This is a genomic window from Pseudomonas reidholzensis, from assembly GCF_900536025.1.
Classification (GTDB): Bacteria; Pseudomonadota; Gammaproteobacteria; order Pseudomonadales; family Pseudomonadaceae; genus Aquipseudomonas; species Aquipseudomonas reidholzensis.
Genome location: NZ_UNOZ01000007.1, coordinates 1 through 16,730, shown reverse-complemented (window position 1 = coordinate 16,730; position 16,730 = coordinate 1). Strand labels below are relative to the sequence as shown.

General features: G+C 65.4%; 18 protein-coding genes. 7 read left to right on the top strand and 11 right to left on the bottom strand.

Going from position 1 to position 16,730, the window contains the following annotated elements; all coding sequences use genetic code 11:
* Nucleotides 1-127: 127 nt before the first annotated feature.
* Genes ureG through CCOS865_RS05780 form a run of 8 tightly spaced genes read right to left on the bottom strand, consistent with a single transcriptional unit; the run spans nucleotide 128 to nucleotide 5,687 of the window.
* Nucleotides 128-751: an urease accessory protein UreG gene (ureG, locus tag CCOS865_RS05815; RefSeq protein ID WP_119138777.1), complete on the bottom strand. Its 624-nt coding sequence runs from the start codon at nucleotides 749-751 to the stop codon at nucleotides 128-130.
* Nucleotides 752-762: 11 nt separating this feature from the next.
* Nucleotides 763-1,437, bottom strand: a complete 675-nt coding sequence (locus CCOS865_RS05810) for an urease accessory protein UreF (RefSeq protein ID WP_119138774.1) — start codon at nucleotides 1,435-1,437, stop codon at nucleotides 763-765.
* Nucleotides 1,437-1,982: a HupE/UreJ family protein gene (locus tag CCOS865_RS05805; protein ID WP_119138772.1), complete on the bottom strand. Its 546-nt coding sequence runs from the start codon at nucleotides 1,980-1,982 to the stop codon at nucleotides 1,437-1,439. Before CCOS865_RS05805 ends, CCOS865_RS05810 begins: the two co-directional genes overlap by 1 nt.
* 10 nt (nucleotides 1,983-1,992) lie before the next feature.
* The gene (gene ureE / locus CCOS865_RS05800; protein WP_119138770.1) at nucleotides 1,993-2,502 is read right to left on the bottom strand and encodes an urease accessory protein UreE; all 510 of its coding nucleotides are present in this window, start codon (nucleotides 2,500-2,502) and stop codon (nucleotides 1,993-1,995) included.
* 10 nt (nucleotides 2,503-2,512) lie between these two features.
* A complete protein-coding gene (ureC, locus tag CCOS865_RS05795; RefSeq protein ID WP_119138768.1) occupies nucleotides 2,513-4,216 on the bottom strand; it encodes an urease subunit alpha in 1,704 nt (567 codons plus the stop codon).
* Nucleotides 4,213-4,530, bottom strand: a complete 318-nt coding sequence (locus tag CCOS865_RS05790) for an urease subunit beta (protein ID WP_119138766.1) — start codon at nucleotides 4,528-4,530, stop codon at nucleotides 4,213-4,215. The genes ureC and CCOS865_RS05790 overlap by 4 nt, the downstream gene beginning before the upstream one ends.
* A 10-nt stretch (nucleotides 4,531-4,540) precedes the next feature.
* Nucleotides 4,541-4,843: an urease subunit gamma gene (locus tag CCOS865_RS05785; protein WP_119138764.1), complete on the bottom strand. Its 303-nt coding sequence runs from the start codon at nucleotides 4,841-4,843 to the stop codon at nucleotides 4,541-4,543.
* Nucleotides 4,844-4,853: 10 nt separating this feature from the next.
* Nucleotides 4,854-5,687, bottom strand: a complete 834-nt coding sequence (locus tag CCOS865_RS05780; RefSeq protein WP_119138762.1) for an urease accessory protein UreD — start codon at nucleotides 5,685-5,687, stop codon at nucleotides 4,854-4,856.
* 291 nt (nucleotides 5,688-5,978) lie between these two features.
* On the opposite strand from CCOS865_RS05780, the gene CCOS865_RS05775 reads away from it, so the two are divergent.
* The 3 genes from CCOS865_RS05775 to CCOS865_RS05765 all read left to right on the top strand — a co-directional run bounded on the left by CCOS865_RS05775 (nucleotide 5,979) and on the right by CCOS865_RS05765 (nucleotide 8,453).
* On the top strand, nucleotides 5,979-6,356 hold the full coding sequence (locus tag CCOS865_RS05775; protein WP_119138760.1) for a glyoxalase superfamily protein: 378 nt from the start codon (nucleotides 5,979-5,981) through the stop codon (nucleotides 6,354-6,356).
* Nucleotides 6,353-6,712, top strand: coding sequence for a hypothetical protein (locus tag CCOS865_RS05770; RefSeq protein ID WP_119138759.1), 360 nt, complete (start codon nucleotides 6,353-6,355; stop codon nucleotides 6,710-6,712). Before CCOS865_RS05775 ends, CCOS865_RS05770 begins: the two co-directional genes overlap by 4 nt.
* Nucleotides 6,713-6,872: 160 nt before the next feature.
* On the top strand, nucleotides 6,873-8,453 hold the full coding sequence (locus CCOS865_RS05765) for an ABC-F family ATP-binding cassette domain-containing protein (protein WP_119138757.1): 1,581 nt from the start codon (nucleotides 6,873-6,875) through the stop codon (nucleotides 8,451-8,453).
* Between the two features lie 78 nt (nucleotides 8,454-8,531).
* On the opposite strand, the gene CCOS865_RS05760 is transcribed toward CCOS865_RS05765, so the two are convergent.
* From CCOS865_RS05760 to CCOS865_RS05750, 3 genes are all read right to left on the bottom strand, one after another.
* Nucleotides 8,532-10,949: a TonB-dependent siderophore receptor gene (locus CCOS865_RS05760; RefSeq protein WP_119138755.1), complete on the bottom strand. Its 2,418-nt coding sequence runs from the start codon at nucleotides 10,947-10,949 to the stop codon at nucleotides 8,532-8,534.
* A 145-nt stretch (nucleotides 10,950-11,094) separates the two neighbouring features.
* Nucleotides 11,095-12,039: a FecR domain-containing protein gene (locus CCOS865_RS05755; protein WP_119138753.1), complete on the bottom strand. Its 945-nt coding sequence runs from the start codon at nucleotides 12,037-12,039 to the stop codon at nucleotides 11,095-11,097.
* Nucleotides 12,036-12,572 carry a sigma-70 family RNA polymerase sigma factor gene (locus CCOS865_RS05750; RefSeq protein ID WP_119138751.1) on the bottom strand — a complete coding sequence of 179 codons (537 nt, stop codon included), beginning with the start codon at nucleotides 12,570-12,572 and terminating at the stop codon, nucleotides 12,036-12,038. The genes CCOS865_RS05755 and CCOS865_RS05750 overlap by 4 nt, the downstream gene beginning before the upstream one ends.
* Nucleotides 12,573-12,760: 188 nt before the next feature.
* On the opposite strand from CCOS865_RS05750, the gene CCOS865_RS05745 reads away from it, so the two are divergent.
* From CCOS865_RS05745 to CCOS865_RS05730, 4 genes are all read left to right on the top strand, one after another.
* Entirely contained in the window at nucleotides 12,761-13,777 is a 1,017-nt protein-coding gene (locus CCOS865_RS05745) for a branched-chain amino acid aminotransferase (RefSeq protein ID WP_119138748.1), read from the top strand.
* Nucleotides 13,778-13,948: 171 nt separating this feature from the next.
* On the top strand, nucleotides 13,949-14,629 hold the full coding sequence (locus CCOS865_RS05740) for a response regulator transcription factor (RefSeq protein WP_119138746.1): 681 nt from the start codon (nucleotides 13,949-13,951) through the stop codon (nucleotides 14,627-14,629).
* On the top strand, nucleotides 14,607-15,989 hold the full coding sequence (locus CCOS865_RS05735; RefSeq protein WP_119138744.1) for a sensor histidine kinase: 1,383 nt from the start codon (nucleotides 14,607-14,609) through the stop codon (nucleotides 15,987-15,989). The genes CCOS865_RS05740 and CCOS865_RS05735 overlap by 23 nt, the downstream gene beginning before the upstream one ends.
* Before the next feature lie 192 nt (nucleotides 15,990-16,181).
* Nucleotides 16,182-16,730, top strand: a 549-nt coding sequence (locus CCOS865_RS05730; protein WP_119138742.1) for an IS110 family RNA-guided transposase, incomplete at its 3' end; no start/stop codon positions are given.

The window sequence follows — 16,730 nt, the reverse complement described above, 5'->3', positions numbered from 1 at the left end:
CAGTCACGCCCTCATCGCGGGTAAACCCGCGCCTACAGGGATAGCGCAAATCCTCAGAACAGCGCTATCCCTGTAGGAGCGGGTTTACCCGCGATAGGGCCTGCAGCAACAGCCGATCACTCAGCCCTTAACCACGAACCCCCAACATCCCACGCTCGACGATAAAGTCGATCACCGCCTGCAAGCCATCGCCCTTCTTCAGGTTGCTGAAGGTCCACGGCCGCTCCGGACGCATACGCTGGGTATCCCGCTCCATCACCTCGAGCGAGGCTCCCACGTACGGCGCCAGGTCGGTCTTGTTGATCACCAGGAAGTCCGACTTGGTAATGCCCGGGCCACCCTTGCGCGGGATCTTCTCGCCCTCGGCCACGTCGATCACGTAGATGGTCAGGTCGGCCAACTCCGGGCTGAACGTGGCACTGAGGTTGTCGCCACCGCTCTCGACGAAGATCACCTCGAGGTTGCCGAACTTGCGCGCCAGGCCTTCGACCGCCGCGAGGTTCATCGAAGCATCCTCGCGGATCGCCGTGTGCGGGCAGCCGCCGGTTTCCACGCCGACGATCCGGTCGGGTTCCAGGGCGCCTGCCTCGGTGAGGATGCGCTGGTCTTCCTTGGTATAGATGTCGTTGGTCACCACGGCGATTTCATAGTGATCGCGCATGGCCTTGCACAGGGCTTCGAGCAGCGCGGTCTTGCCGGAGCCGACCGGGCCGCCGACACCGACGCGCAGGGGTTGCTGATAGCTTTGCATGTTGGCAGTCCTCAAGAACGGAACAAACGGGTGTATTGGGTTTCGTGACGCGACGAGGCAATCGCCAGCAGCGGCAGGCCGCCACCGAGTTGCTCATCGTCCAGATTCAAGGCGTGATCGAGTACCGCCGGCAATGCCTCGCCGAGGTCGCGCAGCACGGTCTGGGCCGCCTGCTGGCCGAACGGCACCAGCTTGACCCCGGCCATCACCGCGCCCTCGAGCCAGGCAAAACCGAGGCCCAGGGCGAGCTGGCGCAACGGGATCGACCAGTGCGCGCCAAGCCAGGCCATACCGCCCAGCTGGCTGAGCTCCAGGTTCGGCCGCCAGGCCGGGTCCTGCCCCAGCTGCCAGCCGTCAAGGATGCGTGCCAGGGCATAGCCGCGCTGGCGCTCTTCAAGGCGCAGCTCGGCGGTCTCGCGGTTGGCCAGGAGAAACCTGCTCCAGCGCTCGAACGCTTCGGCATCGTTGGCCTGGCAAGCGCGGTACAGCCGCGCCAGCACGGGCCAGTCGAGGTAACCGAGGGTGTCGTGCAACTGCTCGCGCTGCCACTCGCAGAACCCTGCGGTGGTGGTCACCCAGCCGGCTTCGACCGCCCATTCCAGGCCTTGCGAATAGGTGAAGCCGCCGACTGGCAAGCCCGGGCTCGCCAGCTGCAGCACGCGCAGCAGCGCCAGGTCGCTGCTCATCAGCCGACCAGCACGACAGCGGCGCCGGCCAGCAGGCCGCCACCGAAGGCTTTTTGCAGGCCGCTGTGGCGACGCAGCAGGCAGCCCACGGCAAAGCCCGCCGCCAGCAGCAGGCCGCTGACCGTGACGAAGCCGGCGCTGAACAGCCAGAACGCGCTTGGCGTGGCCTCCACGCCATGCGCCCAGCCATGGAACAGCGCGAACACCGGCATGGCCAGCGCCAGCAACAGCTGACGGCCCGGGACCAGCAAGGCGGCGGCAGCGACCAGCAGCGAGCCGAGGATCATGGCTTCCATGCCCAGCACATCACCGAACAGATGGCCCAGCACGGCACCGCCGAACATCGCCGCCAGGGTCGCCAACGGCAAGGCCAGGGTGCGACCGGTCAGGGCCGCGAGCACGCCGGTGCCGAGCAGCATCAGCAAGTGATCGAGCCCGGTCAGCGGGTGCAACAGGCCATCGTGCAGCGGGTTGGCGTCGTGGCCGGGGTGGGCGAAAGCCGGTAACGCGACCAGCAGCAGGACCAGGGCAAGGGTCTTTTTCATCAAGGCTTCCTCAGGAATGGGCGGGCAAACGCACGAACGGATGGTCGTTGCCGTGGCTATGGCTGTGGCTATGGCTATGCGGGGCGCTCTGGTAGGCGCCCGCTTCGGGCTCGAACGGCGCCTGCTCGGTGTCCACCGTGAGGCCCAGGCCGCGCAGCATGTCGTCCAGCACATAGTCGTGCTGGTAGCGCAGCAGGCCGGCTTCGATCTGCAACGGGACGTGGCGGTTGCCCAGGTGGTAAGCGGCACGCGCCAGCAGCAGCGGGTCGGCGCAACGCACCGTGGACACCTTCTCCGGTGCAGCCAGCACGCGCACCAGCTGAGTGCCTTGGGCGTCGGCGAGCAGTTCGCCCCCGCGCAGCAGGTGACCGCGTTCGAGCATCAGGCCGGCGTCACGGCCGTCGTCGAGGGTCACCCGCAGGCGGCTCTTGATACGGCTGTCGACATCCAGGGTGACAGTGCCGGTGACAGCGCCGTCGACGGCTTCGGCCTCGGTGACGCGGCGGGTCAGGACAATCATGCTTGCTCCTTCAGAACAGGAAATAACGCTGGGCCAGCGGCAGTTCGCGGGCCGGTTCGCAGACCAGCAGTTCGCCGTCGGCACGCACCTGGTAGGTTTGCGCGTCGACCTCGATCTGCGGCTGCAGGGTGTTGTGGACCATGTCGGCCTTGCGCACCTGGCGACAGCCATGGGCGACGCCGATCAGGCTGCGCAGGTTGAGTTGCTCGGCCAGGCCGCGGTCCATGGCCGCCTGCGACAGGAAAGTCATCCGCGTGGCATGCCGGGCGGCGCCCAGCGCGCCGAACATCGGCCGGTAGTGGACCGGTTGCGGGGTCGGAATCGAGCCGTTGATGTCGCCCATCGGTGCGGTGACGATCATCCCGCCCTTGATCACCAGTGCCGGCTTGACGGCAAAGAACGCCGGCGCCCAGAGCACCAGGTCGGCCAGCTTGCCGACCTCGACCGAGCCCACTTCATGGGCGATGCCGTGGGTCAGTGCCGGGTTGAGGGTGTACTTGGCGATGTAGCGCTTGACCCGGAAGTTGTCGCTGTAGTCGGTGTCCGGCGCCAGCGGGCCGCGGCGCAGCTTCATCTGGTGAGCCACTTGCCAGGTGCGCAGCACCACTTCACCGACCCGGCCCATGGCCTGCGAGTCGGACGAGGTCATGGCGAAGGCGCCCATGTCGTGGAGGATGTCTTCGGCGGCGATCGTCTCGCGACGGATGCGCGACTCGGCAAAGGCGACGTCCTCGGCGATGCTCGGGTCCAGGTGGTGGCAGACCATGAGCATGTCGAGGTGCTCGTCGACGGTGTTGATGGTGTACGGCAGGGTCGGGTTGGTCGACGACGGCAGCACGTTGGCCTGGCCAGCCGCACGGATGATGTCCGGCGCGTGGCCGCCACCCGCCCCTTCGGTGTGGAAGGTGTGGATGGTCCGGTCGCCGATCGCCGCCAGGGTGTCTTCGATGCAGCCCGACTCGTTGAGGGTGTCGGTGTGGATCGCCACCTGGATGTCCATCTCCTCGGCCACGCCCAGGCAGCAGTCGATCGCCGCCGGGGTCGAACCCCAGTCCTCATGCAGCTTGAGGCCGACCGCGCCGGCGGCGATCTGCTCGCGCAGCGCTTCCGGGCGCGAGGCATTGCCCTTGCCCAGCAGGCCGATGTTGATCGGCAGGCTGTCGGCCGCCTGGAGCATGCGCGCCAGGTACCAGGGGCCGGGCGTGCAAGTGGTGGCGTTGGTGCCGGTGGCCGGGCCGGTGCCGCCACCGATAAAGGTGGTGACGCCGCTGGTCAGCGCTTCTTCGACCTGCTGCGGGCAGATGAAGTGGATGTGCGAGTCGACCCCGCCGGCGGTGACGATCTTGCCCTCGGCGGCGATCACTTCGGTACCTGGCCCGACCGGTACGGTCACGCCCGGCTGGACGTCGGGGTTGCCGGCCTTGCCGATGGCGGCGATGCGCCCGTGCTTGACGCCGATGTCGGCCTTGACGATGCCCCAGTGGTCGATGATCAGGGCATTGGTCAGGACCAGGTCCATGGCCTCGTCCGCGAGCATCTGGCCCTGGCCCATGCCATCGCGGATCACCTTGCCGCCGCCGAACTTGACCTCTTCACCGTAGACCGTGAAGTCCTTTTCCACCGCGACCCACAGGGCCGTGTCGGCCAGGCGTACGCGGTCGCCGACGGTGGGGCCGAACATGTCGGCGTAGGCCCGACGCGAAATCCGGCTCATAGCCTGGCCTCCAGCGGACCCATCACCTTGCCCTGGAAGCCATACACCTCACGCTTGCCGGCGTAGGCCACCAGGTGCACGGTGCGCGACTGACCGGGCTCGAAGCGCACGGCGGTGCCGGCGGGGATGTCCAGGCGAAAGCCGAGGGCCGGCTCGCGCTCGAACACCAGCGCATCGTTGACTTCATAGAAGTGGTAATGCGAGCCGACCTGCACCGGTCGATCGCCATGATTGGCCACGGTGACGCTGACGGTCGCGCGGCCGACGTTGAGTTCGATATCGCCGGCGGCGACCTGGATTTCTCCGGGGATCATGCGGGGCTCCTCAGACGATAGGGTCATGGACGGTCACCAGCTTGGTGCCATCGGGAAAGGTCGCTTCGACCTGGACGTCATGGATCATCTCCGGCACGCCGTCCATCACCTGCTCGCGGCTGAGCACTTCGCGGCCCAGGCTCATCAGCTCGGCCACGCTGCGACCGTCGCGGGCGCCCTCCATCACCGTGGCACTGATCAGCGCCACCGCTTCCGGGTAGTTGAGCTTGAGGCCACGGCCCAGGCGGCGCTCGGCGAGCAGCGCAGCGGTGAACAGCAGCAGTTTGTCTTTCTCTCTCGGGGTCAGCTCCACGGCGTCTCTCTCAGGTGGCCCAGATGCGCGGCGGGCAGGGCGCCAGGCCGAGCACGGCCGGGCGCAGCACATGCCAGAGGCGCTGCAAGGTGTGTTGAAGGTGTTGGTTGTCATGATCGAGCAGGCGGATCACCAGCAATTCACCGAGCAGGGTCGCGCCGGCAGGGTTGCGCAGTTCGTCCAGCAGGCCACGCACCTGCTCGAGCAGGGCCGGGTCGGCGGGGGCGGCGCAGAAGGTCGCCAGCAGCGGGTGACCGCCCAGCTTGTCCAGGCGCCCGCCTTCGATGCGCAGGCGCTCGTGAAGGCCCGGGTCGTTCGGCAGCTCGATGCGCAGGCGGCTGTCGAGGGCGCCTTGGCTGAAGCGCTCGTTCATCACCGGCCGGCCCAGGCACAGCGTCTCCCAGGCCAGCAGCCGAGCGCCCGGCTCGAGGCTGAAGCGGCTGTCGAGGCTGGCCCGCGCACCGGAAAAGAAGATGCTGTCTTGCGGCAGCCACTCCAGGGTGCTGCCGGCGGCCAGGTGAAAGCGCTGCTGCAGGCGCGCGGTCGGGCCGATGCTGCGGTAGAACTTGCTGGCACCGGGCATGGTCAGCAGCGCATGGCTGCCCGGCTCCAGGTGAATGTCCAGCTCAAGACGGTCACCGGCGACGATGCCTCCCGGCGGGTGCAGGATGTAGACATGGCACGGCGCGCCTTCCGGGTAGAACGGCCGCTGCACCAAAAGAGGTCCGAAATGCCGGCGCGCACCAAGGCGGGTCACGCCGTCGCGCTGGACGAAGCGCAATTGCAGGTGGGCACTCCACCCCGCGTCGTCGTCCTGCTGTTCGAGTTGTTGCGCCAAAGACATCCTGAGGCCCCTGAAATCCGTGGCCTGACGGCCGTCTGGTGGTCGCGCCGCCCTGCTTGCAGCCGGGCGGCCTGACCACTTGATCAATATCTGCTGACTGGATATTGCAGGTTGTGGGCCAACTGGGCAGGTGAACGATGATGAAACCGCTCTGGCAAGGGGCACACACGCTGCACACGCACAACCAGGGGGCGGCCCCGAGCCCCGTTTCAGTGCTTGCGACACCGGCGAGAACGCGCCGGCCCAGATGCGCTAAAGTGCAGCTTCTTTTATTCAGGCCAAGGAAGCCCCATGCACCTCGCCCCTGCCATTCCGATCCTGCGCATCTTCTCGGTGGACAAAGCCAAAGAGTTCTACCTGGACTTCCTCGGCTTCACGCTCGACTGGGAGCACCGTTTTTCGCCGGACCTGCCGCTGTATGCGCAGATCCACCGCGACGGGCTGATCCTGCACCTCTCCGAGCACCACGGCGACGCCTGCCCAGGCTCGACCGTGTTCGCCCGCACCGCAGACTTGCTGGCGCTGGAGCGCGAACTGCTGGACAAACAGTACGGCTACGCCCGCCCCCAGGCCGAACGCGTCGACTGGGGCCTGCAGATGCAGATCCGTGACCCGTTCGGCAACCTGTTGCGCTTCTGCCAGCAGATCGACGACGAGGCCGCCCAGTGACAGCCTTGAGCCGGCGCGACCTCGCCCGCCTGGAGCGCGAACTGGTGGTGTGCCTGACCGAAGCCTGCGAAACCGCCAAGGCCGAAATCGTCGGTTTCAGTTGGCTGACCCACCGGCTGGACCCGGATAACTTCCCCGCCAGCCTGCGAATCACCTGGGTCTTCGAGCGCGAAGCGGAAAAACACGCCGCCGTCGCCAGCGCGGCTAAGGCGCGCATGCTCGCCCTCAGCGCACAGGCCCTCGATGAAGCCGGGGTGCGCCTGGATCACACGGCGTGGCATGTGCGCTTCGACAGTGAAGAGGCCTGCAACCGCAGCCACGGTGGCGACTGGGGCAAGCGCCTGCAGGGCCGTTGAGCCGAGCGGGCTTTACCCGCCTGGCTGCGTCCGCTAGGCTGGCCCCTCTCCTTTCACGAGGTATTCGTCCAATGCGCCATTGATGCCGCCGTCACCTCGACGGCCAGTCTTCAGCCCCCAGCTTCACCCTGGGGATGTCGCGGCATGAGTGGAGTTGTGCATGACGAATACGTCGATCCTGACGCTGGACAGCGTCGCCCTGGCCTTGCCCGATGGCCGCCAGCTGTTTACCGATATCACCGGCTCTTTCGACCTGCGCCGCACCGGCCTGGTCGGGCGCAATGGCGTGGGCAAGAGCCTGCTCGCGCAAATCCTGGCGGGGCTGCGCGAGCCGAGCAGCGGCCGTTGCCTGAGCCACGGCCGCGTGCACTACCTGCCGCAACAACTGTTCAACCGTGACACCACCCTGGCAGCCCTCGCCCAGGTGAGCGAAGTGCTCACGGCCCTGCAGCGCATCGAGGCAGGCAGCGCCGACCCTGAGGACTTCGAGGCGGTCGGCGAGCGCTGGGATATCCGCGAGCAACTGCGCACGCAACTCGATCGCCATGGCCTGGCACAGATCGACCTGCAACGCCCGGCCGCCAGCCTAAGTGGCGGCCAGGCGATGCGGGTGGCCTTGATCGGCGCCCTGCTCAGCCAGGCCGACTACCTGATTCTCGACGAACCCAGCAACCACCTCGACCTCGACGCCAGGCGCCAGCTGGTGGCGCTGCTCGATGAATGGGACAAAGGCCTGCTGGTGATCAGCCATGACCGCGACCTGCTCGGGCACCTGCAGCGCATTGTCGAACTGACGCCGCAAGGCCTGCACAGCTATGGCGGCGACTATGCCTTCTACGCGCAAGCCAAGGCCGAGCAGCAACAGCGCGCGCAGCACGACCTGTCGCGCCTGCAGCTCGAACGTCAACGCCAGCAGCGTGACCTGCAGCAGCAGCGGGAAAACCTGGAGCGCCATCACGCCCGCGCCGGGCGCCACGCCAAGCAGGCCAACCAGGCAAAGATCCTGCTGGACCGCCAGCAGCAACGCAGCCAGGCCACGGCGGGCAAACAGCGGCGCGACCAAGGCGCGGCACGGGAGGCGCTGTCTGATCAGTTGCGTCAGGCGGCCAGCCAGGTCGAGCAGGCCAGCCCGGTCATCCTCCACGCGCCCACCTCACAGCGCCACCCGGGTCGCGAGGTGCTGGCACTGCATGACCTGCAACTGCCCCGAGGCGAGCCTGCACCGCTGAACCTGCGCCTGTGCAGCGGCGAGCGGGTGGCCCTGACCGGCGCCAACGGTGCGGGCAAGTCGACCTTGCTGCAGGTGCTCTGCGGCGCACAGCCGCCAGCGGCTGGCAGCTTCACGCTGACCGGTGAAGCGGTGTTGCTCGACCAGCACTGCAGCGCGCTGCCGGCCGAGCAAAGCACCCTCGCCCACCTGCGCCAGGCCAACCCAGGCCTGGAGCAGAGCATTCTGCGTACCCGGCTTGCGCAACTGGGGCTGGATGCCCTGCGGATCGAGTTGCCCAGTGCGATGCTCAGCGGCGGCGAACGGTTGAAGGCCGCGCTGGCGGCAGTGTTGTACCGCGAGCGGGCGGTTGACCTGCTATTGCTCGACGAACCCAGCAATCACCTTGACCTGCCCTCGCTCGACGCCCTGGAGCGCATGCTCGGGGCGTTTCGCGGCGGGCTGCTGGTGGTGTCGCATGATGTGGTTTTTCTTGGACGCTTGCAGCTGAGCGGTTATCTGCGTCTGGGCTGAGGCCTTGAGGCTGCTTTGCAGCCCTCTGGCGACGCAAGGCCGCCAGCCCTGTAGCGGGACGTAGCGACCCCGCCTGGCTCAATACTGATACTGCACGCTGGCCATGAAGTTGCGTGGCGCGGCGTAAACGCTCCAGTTGTCGACATAGCTGTAATAGTGCTTGTCGAACAGGTTGTTGACGTTCACTGAGGCGCTGAGGTGATCGTCGATCTGGTAGCGTGCCATCAGGCTGGCGACCGCATAGCTGCCTTGCGTCACGCCATGCAGGTCCTGGCCGTTCTTGCTCTGCCAGTTGACCCCACCGCCCACCGTCATGCGCTCCAGCGCACCGGGCAAGCGGTAGCTGGTGAAGGTCTTCAGGCTGTGTCGGGGCACTTGGGTGACGATACGTTCGTCATCTTCATCGGTACTGACGCTGTACGCATACCCCAGCGACGCCTGCCACCCTTCCGCCAGCTGGCCGCTGAGCTCCATCTCGACGCCCTGGGTGGTAGTGCCTTGCTCGGCGCGGTAGTAGTTGTCTTGCACATACACCGCCAGGTTGTCTTGCTCGAGCCTGAACAGCGCCAGGCTGGCGTTGAGCTTGTCGTCGTTGAAGCTGCCCTTGACGCCTACCTCGTAGCCGGTGCCCTCTTGCGGCTCGAGCGGCTTGCCGCCTTCATCCTCGATGCCATAGGCCTGCGGGTTGAAGATCTTGGTGTAGCTGGCGTACAGCGACCAGTTGCGGTCCAGGTCGTAGACCAGGCCGGTGTATGGCAGGAATACCCCGTTGCGGCTCTCCTGGTCTTGGCTGTTGCTGTCCGGGTCGTCGTAGTAGAGCACCTCGTTGGTACGCTTCCAGTCGGTCACCCGGCCACCGAGGATGAGGTGGGTCGCATCGCTGAGCTGGAAGCGACCGGTCAGGTAAGCGGCGTACTGTTTTTCTTCGATGTAGGTCTTGCCGATGGTGCTGGTGTCGGGGCGTGTGCCCGCGCCATCCCAGGCGAAGATGTTGTCGATGGTGCCGACATAGCCGGTCCAGGGGCCGAACCAGCCGCCATGGTTCGGGGTGTTTTCACGGTAATGAGACAGGCTTACCCCCGCGATCAGCTCGTGCTCGCGGCCAAACAGGCTGAGGGGCCCTGTCAGGTAGGCATCGAGGTTGTCCTGGCGGGGTTTGCCAGACCAGCGATTGGGGTACAGGTAGGCCCCGGCGCCGCTCTGGCGATCGATCTCACCGTTCATGTAGTTGATCAGTTCGTCATAGTCGTTCTGCGAGTGGCCGACCTCCAGCTTGCCGCTCCAGCCATTGTCGAACTGATGCTCCAGCGAGGCGAACAGGTTGCTCAGGGCGCGGTTGTTGTAGGCCCACTCTGGTGCGCTGTTGGCCGAGCGACTGAAGTGGGTGTCACTGCCATCGCTGAAGCGCGACTGGAAGCCGGTGCGCAATGGGCGGTCGACCTGGTTGTCGACATAGCTCATGCCAACGGTCAACAGGGTCGACTCGCTCAGGTCGAACTCGGTAATGCCATAGATCAGTTGGCTCTGGCTCTCGAGGTGGTCGATCCACGCGTGCTGTTGCTTGTAATCGAGCACCAGGCGCCCGCGCACATTGCCGCTGTCGGTCAGCGGCCCCGAGACGTCCATGCCCAGGCCGTAGCGATCCCAACTGCCGGCTTCGCTGGTAGCGCTGAGCTGCGGTTCATAGGTGGGCCGCTTGCGGATCAGGTTGACCGTCGCCGACGGCGTACCCGAGCCGCTGATCAGGCCGGTGGCGCCGCGCACGACTTCGACCCGGTCGTACATCGCGGTGTTCTGGGTCGTCACGTCCAGCCGCGAGGCGGTGGGCATGCCATCGATTTCGAAGTTGTTGATCTGGAAACCGCGCGACCAGTAGGTGTCGTTTTCCGCGCCCACACCAACCCGGGAAACCCAGACGCCGGTGGTGGCTTCCATCACCTCGGTCAGGCCGGTCAGCTTCTGGTCATCCATGCGCTGACGGGTGATCACGCTCAGCGACTGGGGGGTTTCCTTGGGCGACAGGTTGAGCCGGGTCGAACTGCTCGAGGCGTAGGTGGTATACAGGCCGGTGCCTTCGGTGGTCGAGCCGGGAGCCTTGCCAGAGATGCTCGTGGCACTGAGTTCAAGGCCCTGCGCTGGCGTGCTGACCTCCAGCAGGTAGTTGTTGGCGGCGACGTTCACCGCGTGCAGGCCGTTGCCAGACAACAGCAGCGCAAAGCCCTGCTCAAGGTCATAGCTGCCCTGCAAGCCAGTGCTTTGCAGGCCGTCGGTGAGGCGGCTGTCGAACGACACCACGACCCCGGAATCGGCGGCGAAGCGGCTCAGCACCTCGCCCAGCGGGCCGCCGGGGATCTGATAGAAATGCTGCTCCTGGGCGGCCAGGGCCTGGCTCGGCAGAACTGCCAGCAGCCCACCAGGCATCAACAGGCTGGCGCTGAGCAGGGCTGAAAGTGGCGTGCGTTGCAAGCGAGGGCTGAGACGGGTGAAACGGTGCATGCTGACTCCTTGTGGCAGAACCGAAAGTGCGCGTGTGCAAAGGAGTCGCGCAAGCCTGGGCAAATCGACAATGGCTGTTGAGATTTTTTCAGGCCGATGGCAGTCGCCTGATGCAAGGCGCTCGCTGGGGCAACGCCAGGCAGGATCAGGGGCGCGCGACCACGCGGACCCAGTACCGGGTATGCCGACGCACCTCGATCGGCAATGCCCGGGCCAATGCAACCAGGGCCTGCTCTGGGTCATCCAGCGGAAAACTGCCCGAGACCCGCAACCCTGCCACCTGCGGCGCACACCCCAGATAGCCGGGGCGGTAGCGGCCCAGCTCGGCCAGCACCCGTTCCAGCGGCCAGCCATCGATGACCAGCCGTCCGTTGGCCCATTCGCCCTCCCCTAGCGCGAGTTTGTGTTGCTCCAGCACTTCACGGCTGTTGCAGCGCATGCCCTGCCCCGCCTCGATGCGCACCGCCTGCCCGGCCAGTTGCGGCTGGACCGCTACGGCGTGCTCAAGCACGCTCAGTTGGGTAATCCCCAGATGCTGCCGGACCACGAAACGCGTGCCCAGCGCCTGCAACCGGGCCTGGCCGGTAGTGACGAAGAACGGCCGCGGATCGGCTGCGGTTTCGATCATGATCTCGCCGGCGAGCAACACCAGGCCACGCTGGCTGGCATCAAAACCGAGGTTGACCGCACTGTCGCTGTTGAGGGTCAGCTGACTGCCGTCTGGCAGTTCCAGCCGTCTGCGCTCGCCGCTGGCAGTGCGCTGGTCGGCCAGCCAGACCGGCGCCTGACGATAACCGCTCCAGGCCAGGGCGCTGCCGCCGACACCGAGCAACAGCAGGCCGAGCAGTTGCCTGCGGTCCACCCGAGCGCCTCCGGCACGGGTCAGCACACGCCCGGCCATCTGCCCATCGACACCGCCAAGCTGGGCCTGCAACAGCTCCACCCGCTGCCAAGCCCAGGCATTCACTGCACTGTGCTGCCGCCAGGCCTGCCATTGCCGGTATGACTGCGGCTCGTCGTCACTCGCCTGGCGACGCGCTAGCCAGTCAGCCGCCTCACTCAGCGCCTGACGCTGCTCGGCACTGATCACAGCTCCTGTTCCAAGGCGAACAGCAGGCAGTGCTCGGTGGCCCGGGCGATGTACTTGGTCACCGAACTGACGCTCACACCCAGCTCTGCGGCGATCAGCTTGTAGCCCAGGCCCTGCAGCTGCGCCATCAGAAACGCTCGCTTGGCTTTCTCGCCCAGGCCATCGAGCATGCGGTCGATGGCCTGCAAGGTCTCGATCAGAATCAACCGCTCTTGAGGGGATGGCACTTCAGCCTCGGGCCATTCGGCCAGTTCCCGCAGATAGGCCTGCTCCACCGCACGCCGGCGGAAGCTGTCGACCATTACCCGCCGGGCAATGGTCACCAGAAAGTGCCTGGGCTGGTCGAGCGGAGCGTTCAGGCGCTGCGCGCGCTCGGCCTGGAGCAACCTGACGAAGGTGTCCTGGGCAAGGTCTGCGGCCTGGTGCGAACAGCCCAGGCGCGCGCGCAGCCAGCCGACCAACCACCGGTGGTGATCGCCATAAAGCGTGCCGACGAGAGGCGCAGGGGCCAGCGATGCGAGTGGAAGAGTCATGAACTTATACGCGTTTGAGAATCAGTCGCAATTTAACCGAGGCGGGCACTCTCGGCAATCGCTGTTGCTGCAGGGGGCGGAATCTATGACTGGGCGTTTCCGATCCGCGACGGATGTATTATCGTGGCGAGGTGCGCAATTAACAGCAGCCTGAGCGATCGGGCATCTGCAAGACAAACGAGGGTGTCATGAGTAACGAGATTAACTGGGACAAGCTTGGCTTCGACTACATCAAGACCGACAAGCGCTACCTGTCCGTGTTTCGCGACGGCGAGTGGGACAAGGGCACCCTGACCGAAGACAACGTGCTGCACATCAGCGAAGGCTCGACCGCTCTGCACTACGGCCAGCAATGCTTCGAAGGCATGAAGGCCTACCGTTGCAAGGACGGCAGCATCAACCTGTTCCGCCCCGACCAGAACGCCCTGCGCATGCAGCGCAGCTGCGACCGTCTGCTGATGCCGCGCGTGCCGACCGAACAGTTCATCGAAGCCTGCAAACAAGTGGTCAAGGCCAACGAGCGCTTCGTCCCGCCGCACGGCAAGGGTGCGCTGTACCTGCGTCCGTTCGTGATCGGCGTGGGTGACAACATCGGCGTGCGCACCGCACCGGAGTTCATCTTCTCGATCTTCGCCATCCCGGTTGGCTCGTACTTCAAGGGCGGCATGACCCCGCACAAGTTCCTGATCTCCGACTACGACCGCGCCGCCCCACAGGGCACGGGCGCCGCCAAGGTCGGTGGCAACTACGCGGCCAGCCTGCAGCCAGGCTACGAGGCGAAGAAAGCCGGCTTTGCCGACTGCATCTACCTCGACCCGCTGACCCACCAGAAAATCGAGGAAGTCGGTTCGGCGAACTTCTTCGGCATTACCGCCAACAACGAGTTCGTCACGCCGAAGTCGGCCTCGGTGCTGCCGGGCATCACCCGCCTGTCGCTGATGGAACTGGCCGAATCGCGCCTGGGCATGAAGGTCATCGAAGGCGACGTCGAGATCAACAACCTCGAGCGCTTCATCGAAGCGGGCGCCTGCGGCACTGCCGCGGTGATCACCCCGATCGGTGGCATCCAGTACAACGGCAAGCTGCACGTGTTCCACAGCGAGAGCGAAGTCGGCCCGGTGACCCAGAAGCTCTACAACGAGCTGACCGGCATCCAGAGCGGTGACGTCGAAGCGCCGGCAGGCTGGATCGTCAAGGTCGCCTGATCGCGCTTCACCCCTCGCGGGGCAAGCCTTCTCCCACGCCTGTTACAACAGGATGCACGTGGGCAGCGGGCTTGCCCCGCGCTGCATTTGCGCGCAGATGAATTTTTCTTAAATCGCCGTTTGTCTATTCTTTGGCACAATCAAGCCTCCATTCGCCGCCCAGGAACCAGCATGACCCGCGTACTGACCATCGAAGACGACGCCGTCACCGCCCAGGAAATCGTCGCCGAACTGTCCAGCCACGGTCTTGAGGTGGAGTGGGCCGACAACGGCCGTGAAGGCCTGTCCAAGGCGATTGCCGGGGGTTATGACCTGATCACCCTGGACCGCATGCTGCCGGAGGTCGATGGCCTGACCATCGTCACCACCCTGCGCAACCTCAAGATCGCCACGCCGATCCTGATGATCAGCGCCCTGTCGGATGTCGACGAGCGGGTCCGCGGCCTGCGCGCCGGCGGTGACGACTACCTGACCAAGCCGTTTGCCTCGGACGAGATGGCCGCCCGCGTCGAGGTATTGTTACGCCGCAACAGCGTGCCGATGACCCAGACCCGCCTGCAGGTCGCCGACCTCGAGCTGGACCTGATCAGCCACGAAGCCCGCCGCGGCGAGCAGACCCTCAACCTGCTGCCCACCGAATACAAGCTGCTCGAATACCTGATGCGCCACGCCGGCCAGGTGATCACCCGGATGATGATCTTCGAGGAAGTCTGGGGTTATCACTTCGACCCGGGCACCAACCTGATCGATGTGCACATCGGCCGCCTGCGCAAGAAGATCGACTCGCCCGGCCAGTCGCCGCTGATCCGTACCGTACGGGGCTCGGGCTATGCCATTGCTGAACCCGTCTAAGGGCTGGAGCTCGTCGACCAGCCGCCTGCTGGCACTGTACAGCTTTCTCTTCGTGGCCTGGAGCAGCATCCTCATGGGGGTGTTGTACTTCGAGGTCTCCAGCTACCTGAACAAGCTCACCCGCCACTCCATGCTGCAACGCCAGCACCTGTTCGCGCACATGAGCGGCAAGCAGCTGGATGACGCCCTGATCGCCAGCCAGGCCTTCGAAGAGCGCAGTTTCGATGCCTACGGCCTGTTCGATGCCCAGCTCAACCCGCTGGGTGGGCGTATCCGCGCGATCCCGCCGGAGCTCGGCCTGGACGGCAAGGTGCATGAGCTCAAGCACTGCCTCGACAGTGAAGACCCGCGCATGCTCAGCGACAGCTGCGATGCGGTGGCGATCAAGGTCCAGGACGGTCGCTGGCTGGTGTTGCTGCGCGACAACGGCTCGCTGTTCGTGGTCACGCGGATCATTCTCGATGCCTTGCTGTGGGGCATTTCCCTGACCCTGATCCCTGGCTTTGCCGGCTGGTACCTGCTGCGTCGGCGCCCGCTCAAGCGTATTCGCGCGGTGCAGGCCAGCGCCGAGCTGATCGTCGCCGGCGACCTTACCCACCGCCTGCCGCTGTCGGCCCGCCGCGATGAGCTGGACATGCTCGCGGCCATCGTCAATGCCATGCTCGACCGGATCGAGCGGCTGATGCATGAGGTCAAGGGCGTCTGCGACAATATTGCCCATGACCTGCGCACGCCGCTGACCCGCTTGCGCGCGCAGCTGTACCGGATCCGTCAGCAGAGCGGTGATGATTCGGCGCAGGCCGAGGCGCTCGACCAAGCGATTGGCGAAACCGACACGTTGATGGCGCGTTTTCGGGGGTTGCTGCGGATCAGCGAACTGGAAGATCGCCAGCGGCGTGCCGGGTTCGTCCAGCTCGACCCGCAGGCGTTGCTGGTGGAGTTGCATGATTTCTACCTGCCATTGGCAGAGGACGGCAGCATTCACCTGGAGCTCAAGCAGCCCGCACAACTGGCGGCGCTGCATGGCGACCGTGAGCTGTTGTTCGAGGCACTGGCGAATCTGGTAGGCAACGCGATCAAGTTCACCCCTGAGGGTGGCCGGGTGAGGATCGTTGCGAGCCAGGATGGCGCAGGGGTGCACGTGGCGATCGAGGACAGCGGGCCGGGGATCCCCGAGCAGGAGCGCACCGCAGTGCTCAAGCGCTTCTATCGCAGTGACGAAGGTCATCGCCACCCGGGGTTTGGCCTGGGGCTGTCGATCGTTGCGGCGATCGTCGACCTGCATGGGTTTGGTTTGGATATTGGCGAGAGTGAGCTGGGCGGGGCCAGGTTGGTCTTGCATTGTCCACTGGCGGGGTAAAAAGAGGTTCTTCAGGGATTATTGGGATAGTTGCCGGGGGTGGCGCGTTTCGGGTGTCGGGCTTATCCGGTGGGTGTGGTGCGGCCACTGGCCCCTTCCGCCCAACGGCGGGTCACTTAATGAGATGGTCACCCCGGCACTCTGCGCAGGCTAGGCTTGCGCAGGGTGTTTTTATCTCCGGAGATCATCACCATGAGCGAAGTGGCATTAGTCGGCATCGACATCGGCAAGCACACCTTCCACCTGCATGCTCAGGATAGGTCCGGCCGGGAAGTGCTACGCAAGAAGTGCTCACGACAGCAATTAATGCGCTTTTTCTCCAACCATCCGGTATGCACCGTGGTGATGGAAGCCTGCGCTGGAGCGCATTACCTGGCGCGTGAACTGAAAGCTGCGGGGCACGATGCCAAGCTGATTTCCCCTCAGTTCGTGCGACCTTTCGTCAAAAGTAACAAGAACGATTTTGTCGACGCTCAAGCGATCTGCGAAGCCGCTTCTCGGCCAACGATGCGTTTCGTCGCGGCCAAGACTGTGGAGCAGCAGACGCTTTCAGTCTCACACCGGATTCGTGAATCGCTGATCCGCGACCGCACCAAGACGGTGAACCAGATGCATGGATTCTTGCTCGAGTTCGGCATCAGCCTGCCGACCGGGCTGGCAGTCGTCAAACGGCTAGCCTCGATCCTTGAGGAACACGACCTGCCTGTGCGCCTCATCGCTTTGCTGCAGCGCCAGCACGAC